The following is a 17,264-nucleotide window of genomic DNA, read 5'->3' as shown; positions in this document are numbered from 1 at the left end:
CCCTGGGGGTTATGCCTCGATCCGATTTGCGGATCGCAACCTGGCGAAGCTGCGCGCGAGAAGCCTTGACACATGCATCTGGGATACGCCCAGCTCCTGGCTGATCTGTGACTGTGTCAGGTTGTTGTAGTACCGGAGCATCAGGATCCGCTGCTCGCGTTCCGGCAGTTGCACCAGCAGATGCCGGACCAGGTCGCGGTGCTCCACCCCGGCCAGCGCGGGATCCTCGTAGCCGAGCCGGTCCAGCAGCCCGGGGAGCCCGTCGCCCTCCTGTGCGGCCTCCAGGGAGGTCGCGTGGTACGAGCGGCCGGCCTCGATGCAGGCGAGCACCTCCTCCTCGGAGATCTTCAGCCGCTCGGCGATCTCGGCGGTGGTGGGGGAGCGGCCGTGGGCCGTCGTCAGGTCCTCGGTGGCGCCGGTGACCTGGACCCACAGCTCGTGGAGCCGGCGCGGCACATGGACCGTCCGTACGTTGTCCCGGAAGTAGCGTTTGATCTCGCCGACGACGGTCGGCATCGCGAAGGTGGGGAACTGGACGCCGCGTTCCGGGTCGAACCGGTCGATGGCGTTGATCAGGCCGATCGTGCCGACCTGGACGACGTCCTCCATCGGCTCGTTACGGCTGCGGAAGCGGGCGGCGGCGTAGCGCACGAGCGGCAGGTTCGCCTCGATGAGCGCTCCGCGCACGCGGGCGTGCTCCCTGGTGCCGGGCTCCAGCCCTTTCAGCTCGCCGAAGAGGACCTGGGTGAGCGCCCGGGTGTCCGCGCCGCGGCTCTGTGCCGTGCGCTGCTCGGGCTCGGTCCGGCGTTCGGTTTCGATCTGGGGCGGCACTTGAGGCGTAGTACTGGCCGGCACGGTGACGCCACCCCTCTGCGGTCGACTACGTCAACTCATCCGTCAAAAGCGGTCATAGCATCACAAGACATGTCCACTGTGTGCAAGCACCCGAAAAAACCGTGTTGACGGTGAGATGGGGTAATAAACCCAAAAACCCCACACCGGGGAGGTGTGGGGCGAGGTGGGTGAACGGCTCAGAACTCGTAGTCGGCGATCACCCAGGTGGCGAATTCGCGCCACTGTGCGACGGCTGCCTGGTGTGCCGGATGGTCGAGATAGCGCTGGAGAGCGTCGCGATCGGGGACGGCCGAGTTGATCGCGAAGTCGTAGGCGATCGGGCGGTCGGTGATGTTCCAGGCGCACTCCCAGAACTCCACCTCCGGGACCTGCCCGCCCAGCTCCACGAAGGCCCGGGCGCCCGCGGCCACCCGCGGCTCGTCGCGCGAGACGCCTTCGCCGAGCTTGAAGAGGACCAGATGGCGGATCAAGGGGCGCTCCTTGGGGTGGACGGCGCCGCGTCCGGGGCGGCGGCTAGTTGATGAGCGCTGACATAAAGTCCCCGACGCCCTGCGCGGCGCTCGAAATGCCCTCGAACCCTACCTGGACGAGGTCCGCGGCCCGGTCGGGGGAGGTGATGATCGTGTACAGCACGAAGACGGTGAGCCCGTACAGCACGATCTTCTTCGCTTGCCCCATCGGCCGCTTCCTTCCCGGTCTCCCCACGTGCGGTCGCGAGAGTCTAACCGTATGAACGGCAATGGCCTGAGGCTGCTTTTCCCTTGATACGGCATTTATGGACCAAGGGCCCGGAAGTCCGGGTCCTTTGCCGGGTTGTACGGATCCCGGCGGGCCGCACGATGGAGATGCGTCCCGCGGATCCGGCAAGAGTCCGCGGGCGACGAACCGGCCCCCCTCTGCGGGGCCCGTGCCGCGCACTCCCCCCTGACGCGGTGCGGGCCCAAGGGGCCGGTTCCCCGGGGGGAGCGGCTTCATCCCCCCCGACGCCGCTCCCCCCGCCAGGCCTCCTCCGAGTTCGCTCACCTCGGTCTCAGCGGCAGAGCGCGCTGTCCACCGCGTCGTCTCAGTCTTTCCGCCGCCCCGGTGCGGCCGTAATCCCGCGCGCCGGCGTATGGGGGGTGGTGCTGAGTACACCCCCGGGAGGAGTTATGCCCGCAGGTAGGCGAGTACGGCCAGTACGCGCCGGTGGCCGGCGTCCGTCGTGGGCAGCCCCAACTTGGTGAAGATGTTGCCGATGTGTTTGTGCACCGCGCCCGCGGAGACGGTCAGCAGACCGGCGATCGTCGCGTTCGAGTGGCCCTCCGCCATCAGCCCCAGCACCTCGCGCTCGCGCGGGGTCAGACTGTGCAGCGGGTCGTCGGCCCGGCGGCGTACCAGCAACTGGGCGACGACCTCCGGGTCCATCGCCGTACCGCCGTCGGCCACCCGCTGGAGCGCGTCGAGGAAGTCGGTGACCTTCCCCACCCGCTCCTTGAGCAGATAGCCCACCCCGCCGCTGCCGTCGGCCAGCAGCTCGGTGGCATAACTGTCCTCGACGTGCGCCGACAGGACGAGCACCGCGAGCCCCGGCTGCCGGCGCCGCGCCTCCACGGCGGCGCGCAGCCCCTCGTCGCGGTAGGTCGGCGGCATCCGTACGTCCACGAGCGCGACGTCGGGCCGGTCGGCGGCGACGGCGGCCAGCAGGTCGGTGCCGTTGTCGACGGCGGAGCTGACCTCGATGCCCTCGGCGCGCAGCAGATGGGTGAGGCCGGCCCGCAGCAGGGCGTCGTCCTCGGCGATCACGATGCGCACGGGCTCACACTCCTAGGGGGATGTCGGCGCGCAGCACGGTGGGGCCGCCGCGCGGGCTGGTGAGCCGGGTCGTACCGTCGAACGCGGCGACGCGGCGCTCGATCCCGACGAGCCCGGTGCCGAGGGCTTCGTCGGCGCCGCCGCGGCCGTCGTCCGTGACCTCGACGGTGAGCAGGTCGCCGTCGGTGTGGAGCGCCACGGCGATCTGCCGCGCCCCGCTGTGCTTGACGGCGTTGGTGAGCGCTTCGGCCACCACGAAGTAGGCGGCGGCCTCGACCGCGGCGGGGGCGCGCGGCAGCTCCCCCGCGTCGAGCGTGCAGTCGATCGCGCAGTTCGAGACCAGCGCCGCCACCGCGCCGGAGAGCCCGCGGTCGGTCAGCACGGGCGGATAGATGGAGCGGACCACCTCGCGCAGCTCGCCGAGTGCTTCGGTGGCCGCGTTCTGGGCGGTGAGCACCATGGGCAGGGCGGACGCGGGGTCGCGGTGCAGGGCGCGCTCGACCATGCCGAGGTGCATGACGACGGCGACGAGCCGGTTCTGCGTGCCGTCGTGGAGGTTGCGTTCGATACGGCGCAGCTCGGTGCCGTGCGCTTCGAGCGCGGCGGCCCGGGTGGCGGTGACCTCGGCCAGGCGCGCCACGAGCGAGGTCTTCGGGGGCGCGAGCCGCGCGGCGCCGACCCGTGCGTACCAGCGGGCCAGCGGCGGGACGAGGAGCAGGCCGAACACCCCGTACCCGGCGGCGGTGGCCAGCGCGAGACCGGCGCCGCCCCACGAGTCGACCGGGACGCCCAGAGTGGTCTCGGCGATCGGGACGACGGGCCAGAGCACGGCGATCGCCACGTTCTGCACCACGCCCGCCGGCGCCCCGACGCCCACCAGGCCGGTCAGTGTGCCGAGCGTGGCCTGGAGGGTCAGCCAGCCGATGTCGCGGCGGGTGCCGGGGCTGGTCAGTACGGCGGTGATGTCGGCGTTCTCGCCGGTGTTCCCGTCGGCGGTCTCCCGCGCGGGCGGCGGGATCGGCGTACCGAGGAAGTCGCCGGTACGGCGCCGTTCGAACGCGGCGAGGCGGCGGATCGCCCGGGCGGTACGGGGCAGCAGCGGCAGTGTGACGAGCGGCGCCACGCTCAGGAAGAGCGCGATGAGGGCGAACCAGGCGGCGATGCCGGAACCGGCGCCGATCGCAAGGAACTTCACCTGCCGGGGTATCTCCCGCGCCCATGTCTGGAGCCGGGGCCGCTGTCGGCCCGGGACGGGGTCGGTCACGTCGGGGCTGCTCCCTGGCACGCGCATGGTGGAGTTGGCTCTACCTTCGATCATGGCACGCGCGGGATGGTCCGTGTCAATGGCTCCGACCTACCGTCAGGGCGTCGGCCGGGTCCAGCGGCCGACTCCACTGTCGGGTGTACGGGTGAAGGGTCGGAGCATGGCGATGAAGGGGTGGCTCAAGGCGCCGGGAGGGGCGCGTCCGCCGGAGACGCGGACGCAGACGCGGACGCACTTCGCCGTACGGCTGGAGGCGGCGACGGCGGTGTACGGCCGGGGCGGCACCGGCGGTTCCGGCGGCACGGGCGGGTCCGGACGTGCGAAGGGCGCGGGCGGCTCCGGACGTGCGAAAGGTGTGGGCGGCTCCGGCGGCCCCGCCGAGGTCACCGCGCTGCGCGAGGTGACGGCCGGGGTACGGCGCGGCGCGTTCACGGCCGTCATGGGCCCGTCCGGCTCCGGCAAGAGCACCTTCCTGCATCTGGCGGCGGGCCTGGAACGGCCCACGTCCGGACGGGTACTGCTCGGCGACACCGACCTGTCCACGCTGAACGAGACCTCCCTGACCGAGCTGCGCCGCGACCGGATCGGCTTCGTCTTCCAGGCGTACAACCTGATCCCCGCGCTCGGCGTCACCGACAACATCACCCTGCCGCTGCGCTTCGCGGGACGTACCGCCGACCCCGCCTGGCTGGCCGAGATCGCCTCCGCCGTCGGGCTCGACGGGCTGCTGGACCGGCGGCCGAACGAACTCTCCGGCGGCCAGCAGCAGCGTGTGGCCATCGCCCGCGCGCTGGTGACCCGCCCCGACGTCGTCTTCGCCGACGAGCCGACGGGCGCGCTCGACACCAACACCGGGGCGCAGGTCCTGCGGCTGCTGCGCGGGCTGGTCGACACGCTCGGCCAGACGGTGGTGATGGTCACCCACGACCCGGTCGCCGCCTCGTACGCGCACCATGTCGTCTTCCTCGCCGACGGCCGGATCGTCGGCGAGATCGACGCGCCCACACCGGAGTCGGTGGCGGCGCGGATGACGCACCTGGGGGAGCGGTGAAGAACTCCGGGAGTTCCACGCTCTCCTTCGCCTGGCAGTCGATCCGGGCGCGCCGCACCGAGTTCGTCGCGTCGTTCCTCGCGGTGCTCGGCGGCGCGATCCTCGTGACGGCCTGCGGGGTGCTGCTCCAGTCGGGCCTGTTCGCCGGGATCGCCCCGCAGCGCTACACGGCGGCCCCCGTCGTGGTCGGCGCCGCCCAGTCGGTCAGGGCGGAGGTGGCGGAAGGCCCCGACACCGTGGAGACGCTGCCCGAGCGGGCGATGCTGCCGGCGAAGGTGGTGGAGACCGTCGCGGCGGTCCCGGGCGTCCGCGAGGCGATCGGGGAGCTCAGCTTCCCGGTCACGCTGACGGCCGCGGGCGACCGTACGGTCCCGGCCCCGTCCGGCGGCGCGATGCTCGGCCACGGCTGGGGCTCGGCCGCGCTCACCCCGTACACGCTGCGCGCCGGCGCGCCCCCGCGCGGCCCCGGCGAGGTGGTGCTGGACGCGGAGACGGCGCGGCGCGCGGGCGCCGGTGTCGGCTCGCCGGTACGGATCGCGACGGCGGACGGCGCCGTACCGTACCGGGTCACCGGGGTGGCGGCGCCGCCGCAGGGCGACGGACTGCCGCGCCAGTCGGCCCTGTTCTTCACCGACGAGCGGGCGCGCGCCCTGTCAGGGCACCCCCGGGAGGTCGTGGCGGTCGGGATCCTCGCGGAGCCGGGCGTACCGACGGACGCGCCGGGCGGTCCGGCCGGGCCGGCCGGGCTTCTCGCCGGCGGGGCCGCGGAGGACGCGCTCTCGCACCGCGTGGCACAGGCCCTGGCGGACGAGGGGCTGGACGGCGACCGGGTGGTGGTCCGCTCGGGCGTGGAGCGCGGCGAGGTCGAGTTCCTGGGGGCGGCGCAGTCGCGCTCCGTACTGACCCTGGTGTCCGGCTCGTTCGGCGGCTTCGTCCTGGTGATCGTCCTGCTCGTCGTGGCGGGCACGCTCTCGCTGGTGGTGCATCAGCGGCGGCGCGAGGTCGCCCTGCTGCGCGCGGTGGCGGCCACGCCCCGGCAGATCCACCGGATGCTCGCCACCGAGGCGCTGCTGGTGGCGGGCGCGGCGGCGCTGCTCGGCGTGGCGCCCGGGTACCTCGCGGCGCAGGCGCTGCGCGACGGGTTCGCCCGGATCGGGGTGATCGAGGAGGGGTTCGCGCTGTCGGCCGGCCCGGTGCCCGCGGTGGCCGCCGTACTGCTCTGCCTGGGTACGGCGTGGCTCGCGGTGGGGGCGGCGGCCCGTAAACAGGTACGGATCCGGCCGGTGGCGGCGCTGCGCGAGTCCGTGGTGGAGCGCCCGGACATCGGCCGCGGCCGGATCGCCGGCGGGTACGCGGTGCTGGCGCTGGCGGTCGTGTCGCTGGCCGCGGTGGCGGTCGTACCGCAGAGTACGGCCGCGGTGCCCGCGGTGCTCTGCTCGCTGCTCGCCCTGATCGGCGTCGCGATGCTCGGCCCGCGTCTGACGGCCGCGCTCGCCCGGATCGCCGGGGCGGGGCCGCTGCGGCGCTTCCGGGTGGCGGGCTACCTCGCCGCGGCCAACAGCGCGGCGGGCTCGCGGCGGCTGGCGGCGGCGGTGACCCCGCTGGCGCTGACCATCGGCTTCGCGAGCAGCCAGTTCTACAGCCAGACCACGCTGTCGGAGGCGACGCGGTACCAGGCGCGGGCGGCGACGGTGGCGCCGTACGTGGTGACGGGCGCGGGCGGGGTCGCCCCGGACGTCGCGGCGGCGGTCCGCCGCGTACCGGGGGTGACGGCGGTGACCCCGCTGGTCGCCACCGAGGTGGTGGCCGTCGAACGGACCCTGCTCGACGAGCCGTTGTCCCGCTCGACGGCGTACGGTGTCGACGCCGCGGGCCTGCGCGGCACGCTGGACCTGCCGGTCGACTCGGGCGCCCTGGACGAACTGCGCGGCGACACCGTCGCGTTGAGCGGCACGGAGGCGCGCCTGCTGGGCAAGGGCGTCGGGGACCGGGTGGACCTCGTCCTCGGCGACGGCACCCGCGCGAAGCCCCGGGTGGTCGCCGTGTACCGCCCCAACCTGGGCTTCGGTGACGTCCTGCTCCCGGCGGCCACCGTCCTCCCGCACACCACGGACCGGCTCGCGGACACGGTCCTCGTCGCCACGGCCCCCGGCGCGGACGGGGCGGCGGTGGCCGGGGCCCTGCGCACCCTGTCGAAGGACCATCCGGGCCTGGCCGTGGGCGACCGTACGGCCCTCCAGGCGGCCCAGGACGCGCAGACCCGCTCCCAGGACTGGCTCAACCGCCTGCTGCTCGCGGTGATCCTCGGCTACGTGGCCCTCTCGTCGGCGACGACGCTGGTCACGACCACGACGGCCCGCACCCGCGAACTCGCCCTGCTCCGCCTCTCGGGCGGCACCCGCGCCCAGATCGCCCGCATGCTGACGGCGGAGACCACACTCCTGGCGGCGACGGCGGTCCTCCTGGGCACCGTCACGGCGGCGGTCCCCCTGGCCGCCCTCTCCCTGCGCCTCACCACCGACCCGGTCCCGGCCGGCCCGCCCTGGGTCTTCGCGGCGATCGTCACGATCACGGTCCTGACGGCGCTCCTGGCCATCCGTATCCCGGCGGGCCGCGTCCTGCGGGCCCACCCGCTGGAGGCGATGCGCACGCAGACGTGACGGACGCGCACCGGGGATCGGGACCGGGGAGCGGCGCGGGCGTGGTCAGGAGCGGAAGGGAGTGACCACAAGGAGGGAGTGGCCACAAGGAGGGAGTGACCACAAGGAGGGAGTGACCACAAAGTCCAATAAGAGCACTGCCTCCGCAACGGTGACCCGGGACCAGCGCCTTCGGCACTGTCTCTGCGTGTACCGGTCCGGTCGTTCCACCGAACACCGTTCCTCGTCCCCGTTCCCTCGCCGTCGCGGGAAGGCGCAAGACTCCGCATGAAGACAGAAGACGTGCAGTCCACCCTGGGCACGCTCCCGCTGCTGCTCATAGCCGTGGTGGCCATCCTGACCCTGCTGTTCCTCATCATCAGGGTGAAGATCCATCCGCTGATCGTCCTGCCCCTGGTCAGTCTCGGCACCGCGTTCGCCGCGCGGGTGCCGACGGACGAGATCATGGACGTCCTGGTCGACGGCTTCGGCGGAACCCTCGGCGAGGTGGCCCTGCTCGTGGGGTTCGGGGTGATGTTCGCCCGGATCGTGGAGACCAGCGGGGGCGCCCAGGCCCTCTCCGACGCGATGATCCGGCTCTTCGGCGACCGGCGGGCACCGCTCGCACTGGGCGTGGCCTCGCTGCTGTTCGGGTTCCCGATCTTCTTCGACGCGGCGCTGATGGTGATGCTGCCGATCGTCTTCGCGGTGGCGCGGCGGCTCGGCGGCGGGGTGCTGCGGTACGCGCTGCCCGCCGCGGCGGCCCTGTCGACCATGCACATCTTCCTGCCCCCGCACCCCGGCGCGGTGGCCGCCACGGTCTTCCTCCACGCCGATGTGGGCCTCGTGGTGCTGCTGGGCGTGCTCATCGCCGTACCCACCTGGTACCTGGCGGGCTATCTGTACGGGGTGTGGATCGGGGACCGTATCGTCCTGCCGGTGCCCGAACTCCTCACCGGCGGACCGGAGAAGGAGGCCGACGCCGACCCGCCCAAGGTGTCCACGATCCTGCTCCTGCTGCTGCTCCCGCTCGGCCTGATCTTCCTCAACACGGGCCTGCGCACGGCGGTGGACACCGGCTATCTGGCGAAGGACCTCGGCTGGGTCGCGGTGCTCCAGGTCGTGGGCAGCACACCGGTGGCCCTGCTGATCACCGTGATCACGGCGTCGTACGTCCTGGGCACCCGGCGCGGCCGCAGCAGGGACTTCCTGGAGGACCTGTACGACAACGCCCTCAAGCCGATCGCGCCCGTCATCCTCATCACCGGCGCCGGCGGCATGTTCGGCGGCGTGCTGGTCACCAGCGGTATCGGGGACGCGCTGGCGGACACGCTGCGCGACACCGGACTGCCGCTGATCGTCTCCACGTTCGTCGTCGCGTCGATCCTGCGGGTGGCCCTGGGCACCGCCACGGTCGCCATCACCACCTCGGCCGGGCTGCTCAGCGCCTCGATCGTCGCCGCCGGCCTCAACCCGGTGCAGACCGCGGCGATGGTGCTGGCCCTGGCGGGCGGCTCGGCGGTGGTGCCGCATGTCAACGACGCCAGCTTCTGGCTCTTCGGCAAGCTGCTCGGCATGGACATCCCCACCACCTTCCGTACCTGGACGGTGATCAAGACCCTGATCGGCGTGATCGGATTCCTCTTCTCCTGGATCATCTTCGCGCTGGCCTCCTGAGGCGTTCGTTCCGCGAGGGCCCGGCCGCGGGTCACACCAGGCCGAGCCGCCCCAGGTCACCGGCGGTCGCCCGGTCCTGCCCGGCCAGGTACGCGGCGAAGCGCTCCCCGGTCAGGAAGGCGTCCGTCCAGCCGTGCCGGGCCAGCTCCGCCTTCCACCGGGCGGAGCCGCGCATCCGGGTGAGCACATCCGTCCAGCGCGCGCGGTCCGCGGCGCTGATGCCCGGCGGCGCGACGACACCGCGCCAGTTGGCGAAGACGAGATCGATCCCGGACGCCCGCAGCGTCGGCACGTCCTTCAGCAGCCCCAGCGGCTCCGGACTGGTCACCGCGAGCACCCGGAGCTGCCCCGCGGCGACCTGGTCCAGGAACTCGCCGTAACCGCTCGCCCCGAACGCCACACTGCCGTCGATGACGGCCGTCAGCAGCTCACCGCCGCCCTCGTACGCCCGGAAGCCGACCGCCTTCGGCGCGATCCCGACGGCCCTGGCGAGCCGCATCGACAGCAGATGGTCCGGGCCGCCGGGGGACGAACCGCCGCCGACCGCCAGGCTCTCCGGCTCCTTCCGCCACGCGGCGACGAGCTCGTTGATCGTCCGGTACGGCGAGTCCTTGGCGACGACGATGACACCGGCCTCCTCGATCAGCCGGGCGATCGGCGTGGTCCCCGCCACCGTCACCCGCGACGCCGACGCGTGCGAGGCCCCGACCACCCCCAGCCCCATCTGCAGGGCCAGCGCCCCGTTGCCCCGCTCGTCGACCAGCCGCTGGAGGCCGACCGTGCCCCCGGCGCCCGGCAGGTTGAACACCTCGACGCCCGGGGCGATGCCCTCCTCCTCCAGCACCCCGGCCGCTGTCCGCGCCGTGGTGTCGTACCCGCCGCCGGGGGCGTTGGGCGCCATGATCCTCGGCGGGCCCGGCCAGCCCCCGTCGTCCCCGGGACCGTGCCCGGGCGTCCCGGCGCAACCACCGACCGCGAGCAGCAGGAGCACCGTCAGCACCCGCACCAGCGCGGCGAACCGAACCCTCACCATCCGCCCCTTTCGTTTCGCCAACCCCGGCGCGATGATGGTGCGACCGGGCGGCACACCGCTGCGCCTTGTGCCGTCAGAGAAGATTGAGTGCGTTCGTGGTCGCGAGATTCCACCGGCTGACCCTCGCCGGTGAGCTGCTGGTCCTGCAACTCGCGATCGTGGTCGTGGTCGTGGTGGCGGTCGGCGCGGTCTCGCTGGCCCAGTCCGCCGCGACCTTCGACCGGGTCGAGGGCCGCCGGGTGACCGCGCTGGCGGAGCAGTTGGCCTGGAACCCGCTGGTACGCAGCCGGCTCGCGCAGCCGGTGCCGGGAGAAGCGCTCGCCCCGCTGGTGCACAGTACACAGGCGCAGTCCGGGGTGACCTCGGTGACCGTCGCGAACGCCGACGCCGTCGTGGTCGCCGCCACCGACCCCACCCGGGTCGGCACCTCGATCCCGCTCGGCGGCGGCGGCGCCGACGCCGGCCGGCGCGGCTGGGCCGGACACCTCCGTACGGACGGGACCAATGAACTGGCGGCCCGGGCCCCGGTCCTCGGCTCCTCCGCCGGGAACCAGGGAGAGCATCTGGGCACGGTGACGATCGGGGTGACCGCGCCGACCCCGGGACAGCGGCTGGCCGGCGGATCCTCGTATCTGGTCCTCTACCTCGGACTGGCCTCCGTCGCCGGTGTGCTCGGCTCGTGGCTGCTGGCCCGCCGGATCAAACGCCAGACGCTCGGCATGGAACCGCGCGAGATCACCGGCCTCGCCGAACACCGGGAGGCCATGCTCTACGGCATCGCCGAGGGCGTCATCGCGCTCGACCCGCAGCTTCGGATCACCCTCGCCAACGAGGTCGGCAGGCGGCTGCTCGACCTTCCGGAGCGGTGCGTCGGCATGAGCCTGGCCGAGCTGGGCATCGAGGGCCGGCTGTACGACGTACTGGCGGGCGAAGCGGCGAACGACACGCAGCACACGGGGGACACCCGCGACGAGATCGCCATCCGGCGCGGTCGCGTCCTGGTCATGAACCGGATGACCGTCGTCAAGGACGGCCGCCGCCTCGGCTCGGTGACGACGCTGCGGGACCGTACGGAACTGGCCCGGCTCGAACGCGAGCTGGGCTCCTTCCGCTCCACCACCGAACTGCTCCGCGCGCAGGCGCACGAGTTCGCCAACCAGCTCCACATCATCTCCGGCCTGACCCAGATGGGCGAGCACGACGAGGTGCTGCGGTACATCCGCGCCTCCAGCGGCCACCGCAAGTCCCTCGACCTCCAGGTCACCAGCCGCGTCGACGACACCGCCGTCGCCGCGCTGCTGATGGCCAAGTCCTCGCTCGCCGCCGAGCGCAAGGTCCGGCTGCGCCTCTCGGACCGTACGGCGCTGGGCCGGCTGGAGCCCGGGGACTCCGCCGACGTGGCGACGGTGACGGGGAACCTCGTGGACAACGCCATCGACGCCGCCGCCGAGGCCGGGGCAGGGGTGACGGACGACGCGTGGGTCGAGGTCGAGCTGCGCCAGGACGCCTCCGGCGTGGAGATCGTGGTACGGGACTCGGGCCCCGGAGTCGCCCCGGAACTGGCGCGTGAGGTCTTCGCCCGGGGCTTCACCACCAAGGCGGCCCAAGGCGGGGAGCGCGGCATCGGTCTCGCGCTCACGCGACTGGTCTGCACCCGCCGCGGCGGCGAGGTCGCGGTGGCCAACACCGACGACGGCGCCGTCTTCACGGCCCACATGCCGGTCGGACAACCTGCCCACGACACGATGGAGACGGCCCGATGATCGACGTACTGGTGGTCGACGACGACTTCATGGTGTCGCGGATCAACAGCGGGTTCGTCCGCAAGTGCGAGGGCTTCCGTGTCGTGGGCGAAGCCGGCTCCGGGGAGCAGGCCCTCGCGCGGGTCGGCGAACTCGACCCGGATCTGGTGCTGCTCGACCTGTATCTCCCCGACATCTTCGGCCTGGACGTCATCAGCCGGCTCCGGGCCATGGGCCACGACTGCGACGTCCTGGTGGTCAGTGCGGCGAAAGAGGTGGAGGCGGTCCGCGGCGCCGTACGCCAGGGCGTCGTCAACTACCTCCTCAAACCCTTCGACTTCGACGACCTGCGGGTACGGCTCGCCCAGTACGCCGAGCGCCGCACCAGCCTGGACAACACGGTGATCAGCGGCCAGCGCGACGTGGACCGTCTGCTGACCCGGGCCCCCGCGGCGCCGGCGCCGGCCGCGCCCAAGGGGATGAGCTCCGAGACCGCCCGTCTGGTGACCACCGCGCTCCGCACGGCCGGCACCACCCTCTCGGCCACCGAATGCGCCGACCTCATCGGGATCTCCCGGGTCAGCGCCCGCCGCTACCTCGAACATCTGACGGCCCTCGGCAGCGCCGAGGTGTCCCTGCGCTACGGCGCCGCCGGCCGCCCGCAACGCCGCTACCGCTGGCGCTCCCCGTAGCTCACCGACGCCACTGCCCTCGGCCCCCCACTCACCTGACCTGCGCCTCTGCGCCTGCCGGGACGCTTTGGGACAATACAGTCGTACGGAGTCGAAAGCGCCGCACCACCAGCTCAGGGAGGACGTCATGAGCGCCACCGCCACGCGCCGCGACACCGTCCGCGCACTGCTCGACACCCATGGCCGCACCTACGCGGCCCAGGCCGGAATCCGGCTCAAGGACACTCCCCAGCCGCTCTACCAACTGCTCGTCCTGGCCTGTCTCCTCAGCGCCCGTATCCGCGCCTCGGTCGCCGTCGACGCGGCCCACGAACTCTTCGAGGCGGATCTGCGCACCCCGCGCCGGATGGAGGACGCCACCTGGCAGCGGCGGGTGGACGCGCTGGGCGCGGGCCACTACCGGCGTTACGACGAGAGCACGTCCACCACCCTCGGCAAGGGCGCGGCATTCGTCCGCGAACGGTACGGCGGCGACCTGCGCCGGCTGCGCGAGGCGGCCGCCGGGGACCCCGGGCGCATGCGGGACCTCCTCCAGGAACTGCCCGGGATCGGCCCCGCGGGCGCGGACATCTTCCTCCGTGAGGTGCAGGGCGTCTGGCCCGAGCTGGAGCCCTACCTCGACAGCAAGGCGGCCGAGGGGGCGCGGCGCCTCGGGCTGCCGACGAAGGCCGGTGAACTGGCGAAGCTGGTGACCGCGCCGGAGCTGGCGGCCTTCGCCGCTGCCCTGGTGCGGGCGGCGCTCGACATGTCGGTGGTCGAGGACGTGCGCGAACGCACGGGCGCCGCCCGTCCCTAGGGCCTCTCGTTTGGATCTTGCTGGGCTCGCGGGGTCTGGCACCGCGCCTCGCGGCGTTGTCGTCACTCATCCCCAAGGTCTCGGCTTCGCTCGACCAGGGGAGGCCCCATCCGCTCCCGCGTCGCCTCCTTCCTCCGCCTTGCGATCCACGGCACCAGACCCCGCTCCCTGATCCAGCCAGACCCAAACGAAAGGCCCTAAGGCCCTTCTCGTACGACATCCACCGCGGCCTTGTCCTGCCGGAGCCCCAGGAAGCGCGGGTGGCGCAGCATGCCGTCCCGGGTCCATTCGGTGAAGCCGATCTCCGCGACGAGGACCGGCTCGACCCAGTGCGCGCCCGGCTCCCGTACGGGTGTGGCGAAGGGCGAGGCGGCGACCTCCAGCGCGTCGAGCCCGGCGCGCAGCCGGACCAGGGTGGTGTGGTCGAACCCGGTGCCGACCTTGCCCGCGTAGACGAGGCGCCCGTGGTCGTAGTGGCCGAGAAGCAGCGCGCCGAACCCGGTGCGCGCCCCGGCCGGCGCGGTGAAGCCGCCGATCACCAGCTCCTGGCCGCTCGCGCACTTGAGCTTGAGCCAGTCCGGGGAGCGGCGGCGCAGATATCGGCTGTCGGCGCGCTTGGCGATGAGCCCTTCCCAGCCGCGCGCGCAGGCCTCGTCGAGCCGCTGCCGCCCGCCCTCGTTGCGGTGCGGCGTGAAGCGCACGGGCGCCCGGAAGTCGAGCGCGCGCCGCAGCAGGGACTTACGGGTGCGCAGCGGAAGCCGGGTCAGATCGATCCCGTCCAGCCGGAGCAGGTCGAAGACGTAGTACGTGACGGCCACCCCGGTGGCCCGCGCGCGACGCGGGTCGGTGAGCTGCATGCGCCGCTGGAGGCGCGCGAAGTCGGTGCGGCCGTGGACGAAGGCGACGATCTCGCCGTCCACGGTGAACCCGTCGCTCGGCTGCCCGGCGAGCGCCTCGGCGATCTCCGGGAAACTCCCGCGCACGGCACGGCCGGTACGGGAGAGCAGACGTACCCGGTCGGCGTCCCGGGTGGCCAGCGCCCGCATCCCGTCGAGCTTGCGCTCGAAGAGCCAGCCGGAGCCGAAGTCGCGCCGGTCGCTGAGGACGGCGAGCATCGGGTCGGCCGCCGACTCGACCGCGGCCGGCGCCACCCCCAGCAACCGCTGCTGAGCCTCGGGCAACGCCCGGAGCAGGTCATTCATCCAACGTCCTCCCGCTCCTCCCGCCCAGCACACACACGACGACGCGCCCCCCGCCCACGTCTCCCGCCTCTCCCACTGTGATCCCCGACCACACACCCCGCGCGGCCAATGGCGCGGTCGGGTACGAAAGGCCGCCTCCGCCCTGGTCTCCCAGGAGGGCGGGCACGCGGCACCGACGGAGGCCGGAGGAAAGATCCCCCGCAGGCGCGGGGCCGACCTACTCGCCTGCCAGCCGAAACACCCTCCTACCGGAACACCCCCGCGTGCGCGGGGCCGACGTACATCCGGCTTCTCCGTGGAACCATCCGGCAGACCGGTGGGACGGTCCCCGAGCCCGATTACGCCGACCGGCCACTCATCGACCAGCAGTGACAGAGCCCCTCCGCCCCCGGCTTCGGCCCGAGGGCTGAGGGGCACATACGTGCGTTCGGGCCCGGCTCAGCCCCCTCGGGCGGCTCCATCCGGCCAGACCACGTCCACGGGGAGACCAGCCGCGCGAGCCTCCGCGACGACGTCCGCAGTACCCCCGCCCTTGCCCCCCGGAGGAGCACCGTTCCATACCGCGACCAGACGGTCCGCGCGCTCCAGGAGGACGTCGTTCGCCGACTCGTACGCCTGCCGGTTCGCTGTCTCGTGCGGCATGACGAGCACCTCGGCGGCGGCCTTCACCAGGCGGTCGAAGACCGGCGCGTGATCCGGCTTGACCTTCGCCGCCCGGTAGTCCTGGGAGGGGATCACCACGACGAGGCGGCCACCGGCAGCGGTCACCTCCTCCGCGAACAACGTGTCGGACCCGGCCGCGATGCACGACACCCCGGTCAGATCCTCCCGGTACGGCGCCAGGACCTCGCGCAGCGCGGCCCTTACGAGCGGGACACTTTCCTCGGTCAGGTCCATGTGCCCCGTCACGGCGAGCGTCGTCATGTCCACCCCTCAGCTCGACAGCAGGTCGCGGATACTGTCCCGCGCTTCACGGACCGTACGCGACGTGCTGTGCCCCACGGTGTAGGGGTACAGCTCCCCGAGCTGGCTGCGGACCCTCCCGGACTGGGTGAGCCGGGCGGCGTCCACCGCCCGGTGCGTCTCCTCCGCACCGCCCGTGACATCACCAACGAGGAACCGGCATTCAGCGAGGCCGATCCGGTCGAGCGCGTGCGAGCGCCCCGCTTCGGCCCCGCGCGAGGAGAGCGCGCTGCGGATCTCGGCGGCGGCCCGCTCCGCGTGCCGGTGCGGGTCCTGCCGCGCGAGGTCGAGGAGCCGGCCGCCGGTGACGCCGGCCAGCTCGGCGTCGTCGAAGTACGCGATCCAGTACGGCTCTTCCTCATTCGGCCCTGCGGTGGCGAGAGCCTCGGCTGCCCGCGCCGTGGCCCGCTGGAATCCTGCAGTACGGCCCTGCGCCGCGTACGCCCACGCCTCCCGGGTGTGCAACATTGCGCGGACGCGCGGACCGATGACGTCTCGCGCCCCTTCCTGTGCCAGGTTGATGAGTTGGAGGGCATCGTCAGGGCGGTCGCGATAGAGCATCTGCCTGGCCATCCCCGCCAGGACGTTGGCTCCGAACACCGGATCGTCGCCCGCGTGCGCCGCCCTCAGAGCGAGCCGGTAGTACTCCTGCGCTCGCTGGTGGAGCCCGGAGTCCCATGCCATCGTCGCGGCCGTTCCGGCGAGGTGCGCCATGATGCGGTACAGACGGGTTTCGACCGTCGGCGCCTGGTACTCATCGAGAGCACTGGCGATCTCGCTGAGCTGACCGAGCACTGCTTTGCGCCGAAGCCCGCCGCCGTACTTGTGGTCCCACTGCCGGAACGCTTTCGCGGTGATCTCCAGCTCGTCTATCTCCCGCATCCCGAGTCGGCCCCGGCGGACCGGCGCGGGCGGCCTGGCCGCAGGAAGCAGCCAGCCTTCCAACGAGTCGAGCAGGGCGGCGCCGGTCACCGCGGTTCCGGCCAGTGCGCGCGTGACTGCGCGTCGGTCCATCACGAGATCGCTCCTGGTCAGGTCTGCGGCCAGGTCCACCGTGGCATCGGACCGCCAGGGAATCTCGTCAGGGTCGGACCGTGCGCTCGGCAGCGCTGGCAACGGCTGATGTGTCTGCTGCTGGCGTTCCCAGGGGCGCGGCGCGAGGCCGAGGAGATGCCCCGGGACACGGAGTCCGTCGGCGATCCTGCACATCACGTCGAAGCTGGTGACTCGCTGCGAACCGCTGATGATCGTGCTCACCTTGCCGGGGGCGAGCCGGCAGGCCGCCGCGATCCGGTTCTGGGACAGGCCGGACCACTTCTTGACCAGGGCGAATACCGCAGCGAAGTCGTGCTCGATCAGTGCTGCCCGCAGGTCTTCTCGGTCGAGGACTTCGGGGGCGAGTGGGCCGGGGGTGGTGGCGTCCACGAGGGCCGATTTCCAGGCGATCCTATGCGCGCGAGCGCGCCTTACTGGAGCGCCAACGAGTGTATTACCGCCTCGGTAACCCCCGCCGGTCATCCCGCCATCGGCAAATGGCGCCGACGCTACTTCTATGACCC

15 protein-coding genes are annotated in these 17,264 nt (G+C 72.7%); 6 read left to right on the top strand and 9 right to left on the bottom strand.

The genetic code is table 11. From position 1 onward, the window contains the following. Positions 1 to 9: 9 nt before the first annotated feature. The 5 genes from ACIQ7D_RS07120 to ACIQ7D_RS07100 all read right to left on the bottom strand — a co-directional run bounded on the left by ACIQ7D_RS07120 (position 10) and on the right by ACIQ7D_RS07100 (position 3,910). Entirely contained in the window at positions 10 to 855 is an 846-nt protein-coding gene (locus ACIQ7D_RS07120; RefSeq protein WP_403934453.1) for an RNA polymerase sigma factor SigF, read from the bottom strand. Positions 856 to 1,031: 176 nt separating this feature from the next. After that, positions 1,032 to 1,325, bottom strand: a complete 294-nt coding sequence (locus tag ACIQ7D_RS07115; RefSeq protein ID WP_403934450.1) for a Dabb family protein — start codon at positions 1,323 to 1,325, stop codon at positions 1,032 to 1,034. A 43-nt stretch (positions 1,326 to 1,368) separates the two neighbouring features. Continuing rightward, complete coding sequence (locus ACIQ7D_RS07110) at positions 1,369 to 1,533, bottom strand: hypothetical protein (RefSeq protein WP_329828324.1); 165 nt, start codon at positions 1,531 to 1,533, stop codon at positions 1,369 to 1,371. 468 nt (positions 1,534 to 2,001) lie between these two features. Continuing rightward, a complete protein-coding gene (locus ACIQ7D_RS07105) occupies positions 2,002 to 2,646 on the bottom strand; it encodes a response regulator (protein ID WP_384996960.1) in 645 nt (214 codons plus the stop codon). A 4-nt stretch (positions 2,647 to 2,650) separates the two neighbouring features. Beyond that, complete coding sequence (locus ACIQ7D_RS07100) at positions 2,651 to 3,910, bottom strand: sensor histidine kinase (RefSeq protein ID WP_403934446.1); 1,260 nt, start codon at positions 3,908 to 3,910, stop codon at positions 2,651 to 2,653. 160 nt (positions 3,911 to 4,070) lie between these two features. Between ACIQ7D_RS07100 and ACIQ7D_RS07095 the strand changes: the two genes are divergently transcribed. The 3 genes from ACIQ7D_RS07095 to ACIQ7D_RS07085 all read left to right on the top strand — a co-directional run bounded on the left by ACIQ7D_RS07095 (position 4,071) and on the right by ACIQ7D_RS07085 (position 9,277). Next, positions 4,071 to 4,961, top strand: a complete 891-nt coding sequence (locus ACIQ7D_RS07095; RefSeq protein ID WP_403934443.1) for an ABC transporter ATP-binding protein — start codon at positions 4,071 to 4,073, stop codon at positions 4,959 to 4,961. Continuing rightward, complete coding sequence (locus ACIQ7D_RS07090) at positions 4,958 to 7,621, top strand: FtsX-like permease family protein (protein WP_403934440.1); 2,664 nt, start codon at positions 4,958 to 4,960, stop codon at positions 7,619 to 7,621. The genes ACIQ7D_RS07095 and ACIQ7D_RS07090 overlap by 4 nt, the downstream gene beginning before the upstream one ends. A 267-nt stretch (positions 7,622 to 7,888) precedes the next feature. After that, on the top strand, positions 7,889 to 9,277 hold the full coding sequence (locus ACIQ7D_RS07085) for a GntP family permease (RefSeq protein WP_403934437.1): 1,389 nt from the start codon (positions 7,889 to 7,891) through the stop codon (positions 9,275 to 9,277). Between the two features lie 31 nt (positions 9,278 to 9,308). On the opposite strand, the gene ACIQ7D_RS07080 is transcribed toward ACIQ7D_RS07085, so the two are convergent. After that, positions 9,309 to 10,310, bottom strand: a complete 1,002-nt coding sequence (locus tag ACIQ7D_RS07080) for a tripartite tricarboxylate transporter substrate binding protein (protein ID WP_403934434.1) — start codon at positions 10,308 to 10,310, stop codon at positions 9,309 to 9,311. A 95-nt stretch (positions 10,311 to 10,405) separates the two neighbouring features. Here ACIQ7D_RS07080 and ACIQ7D_RS07075 point away from each other — a divergent pair, with 95 nt between their 5' ends. From ACIQ7D_RS07075 to ACIQ7D_RS07065, 3 genes are all read left to right on the top strand, one after another. Beyond that, the gene (locus ACIQ7D_RS07075) at positions 10,406 to 12,073 is read left to right on the top strand and encodes an ATP-binding protein (RefSeq protein ID WP_403934431.1); all 1,668 of its coding nucleotides are present in this window, start codon (positions 10,406 to 10,408) and stop codon (positions 12,071 to 12,073) included. After that, positions 12,070 to 12,744 (top strand): response regulator, encoded by a 675-nt coding sequence (locus tag ACIQ7D_RS07070; RefSeq protein WP_403934428.1) that lies wholly within the window; start codon positions 12,070 to 12,072, stop codon positions 12,742 to 12,744. Before ACIQ7D_RS07075 ends, ACIQ7D_RS07070 begins: the two co-directional genes overlap by 4 nt. 127 nt (positions 12,745 to 12,871) lie before the next feature. After that, a complete protein-coding gene (locus tag ACIQ7D_RS07065; protein WP_403934425.1) occupies positions 12,872 to 13,540 on the top strand; it encodes an endonuclease in 669 nt (222 codons plus the stop codon). 197 nt (positions 13,541 to 13,737) lie between these two features. Here the strand turns inward: ACIQ7D_RS07065 and ligD are convergent, their stop codons facing one another. The 3 genes from ligD to ACIQ7D_RS07050 form a co-directional block, all read right to left on the bottom strand. Continuing rightward, entirely contained in the window at positions 13,738 to 14,742 is a 1,005-nt protein-coding gene (gene ligD, locus ACIQ7D_RS07060; RefSeq protein ID WP_403934422.1) for a non-homologous end-joining DNA ligase, read from the bottom strand. A 438-nt stretch (positions 14,743 to 15,180) separates the two neighbouring features. Beyond that, positions 15,181 to 15,666, bottom strand: coding sequence for a hypothetical protein (locus ACIQ7D_RS07055; protein WP_403934419.1), 486 nt, complete (start codon positions 15,664 to 15,666; stop codon positions 15,181 to 15,183). A 9-nt stretch (positions 15,667 to 15,675) separates the two neighbouring features. Next, entirely contained in the window at positions 15,676 to 17,130 is a 1,455-nt protein-coding gene (locus tag ACIQ7D_RS07050; protein WP_403934416.1) for a helix-turn-helix domain-containing protein, read from the bottom strand. Positions 17,131 to 17,264 lie beyond the last annotated feature (134 nt).

The organism is Streptomyces sp. NPDC096310 (genome assembly GCF_044763125.1).
In the GTDB taxonomy this organism is placed as follows: Bacteria; Actinomycetota; Actinomycetes; order Streptomycetales; family Streptomycetaceae; genus Streptomyces.
The sequence above is the reverse complement of the archived record's forward strand: the minus strand, read 5'-3'. Positions and strand labels throughout refer to the sequence as shown.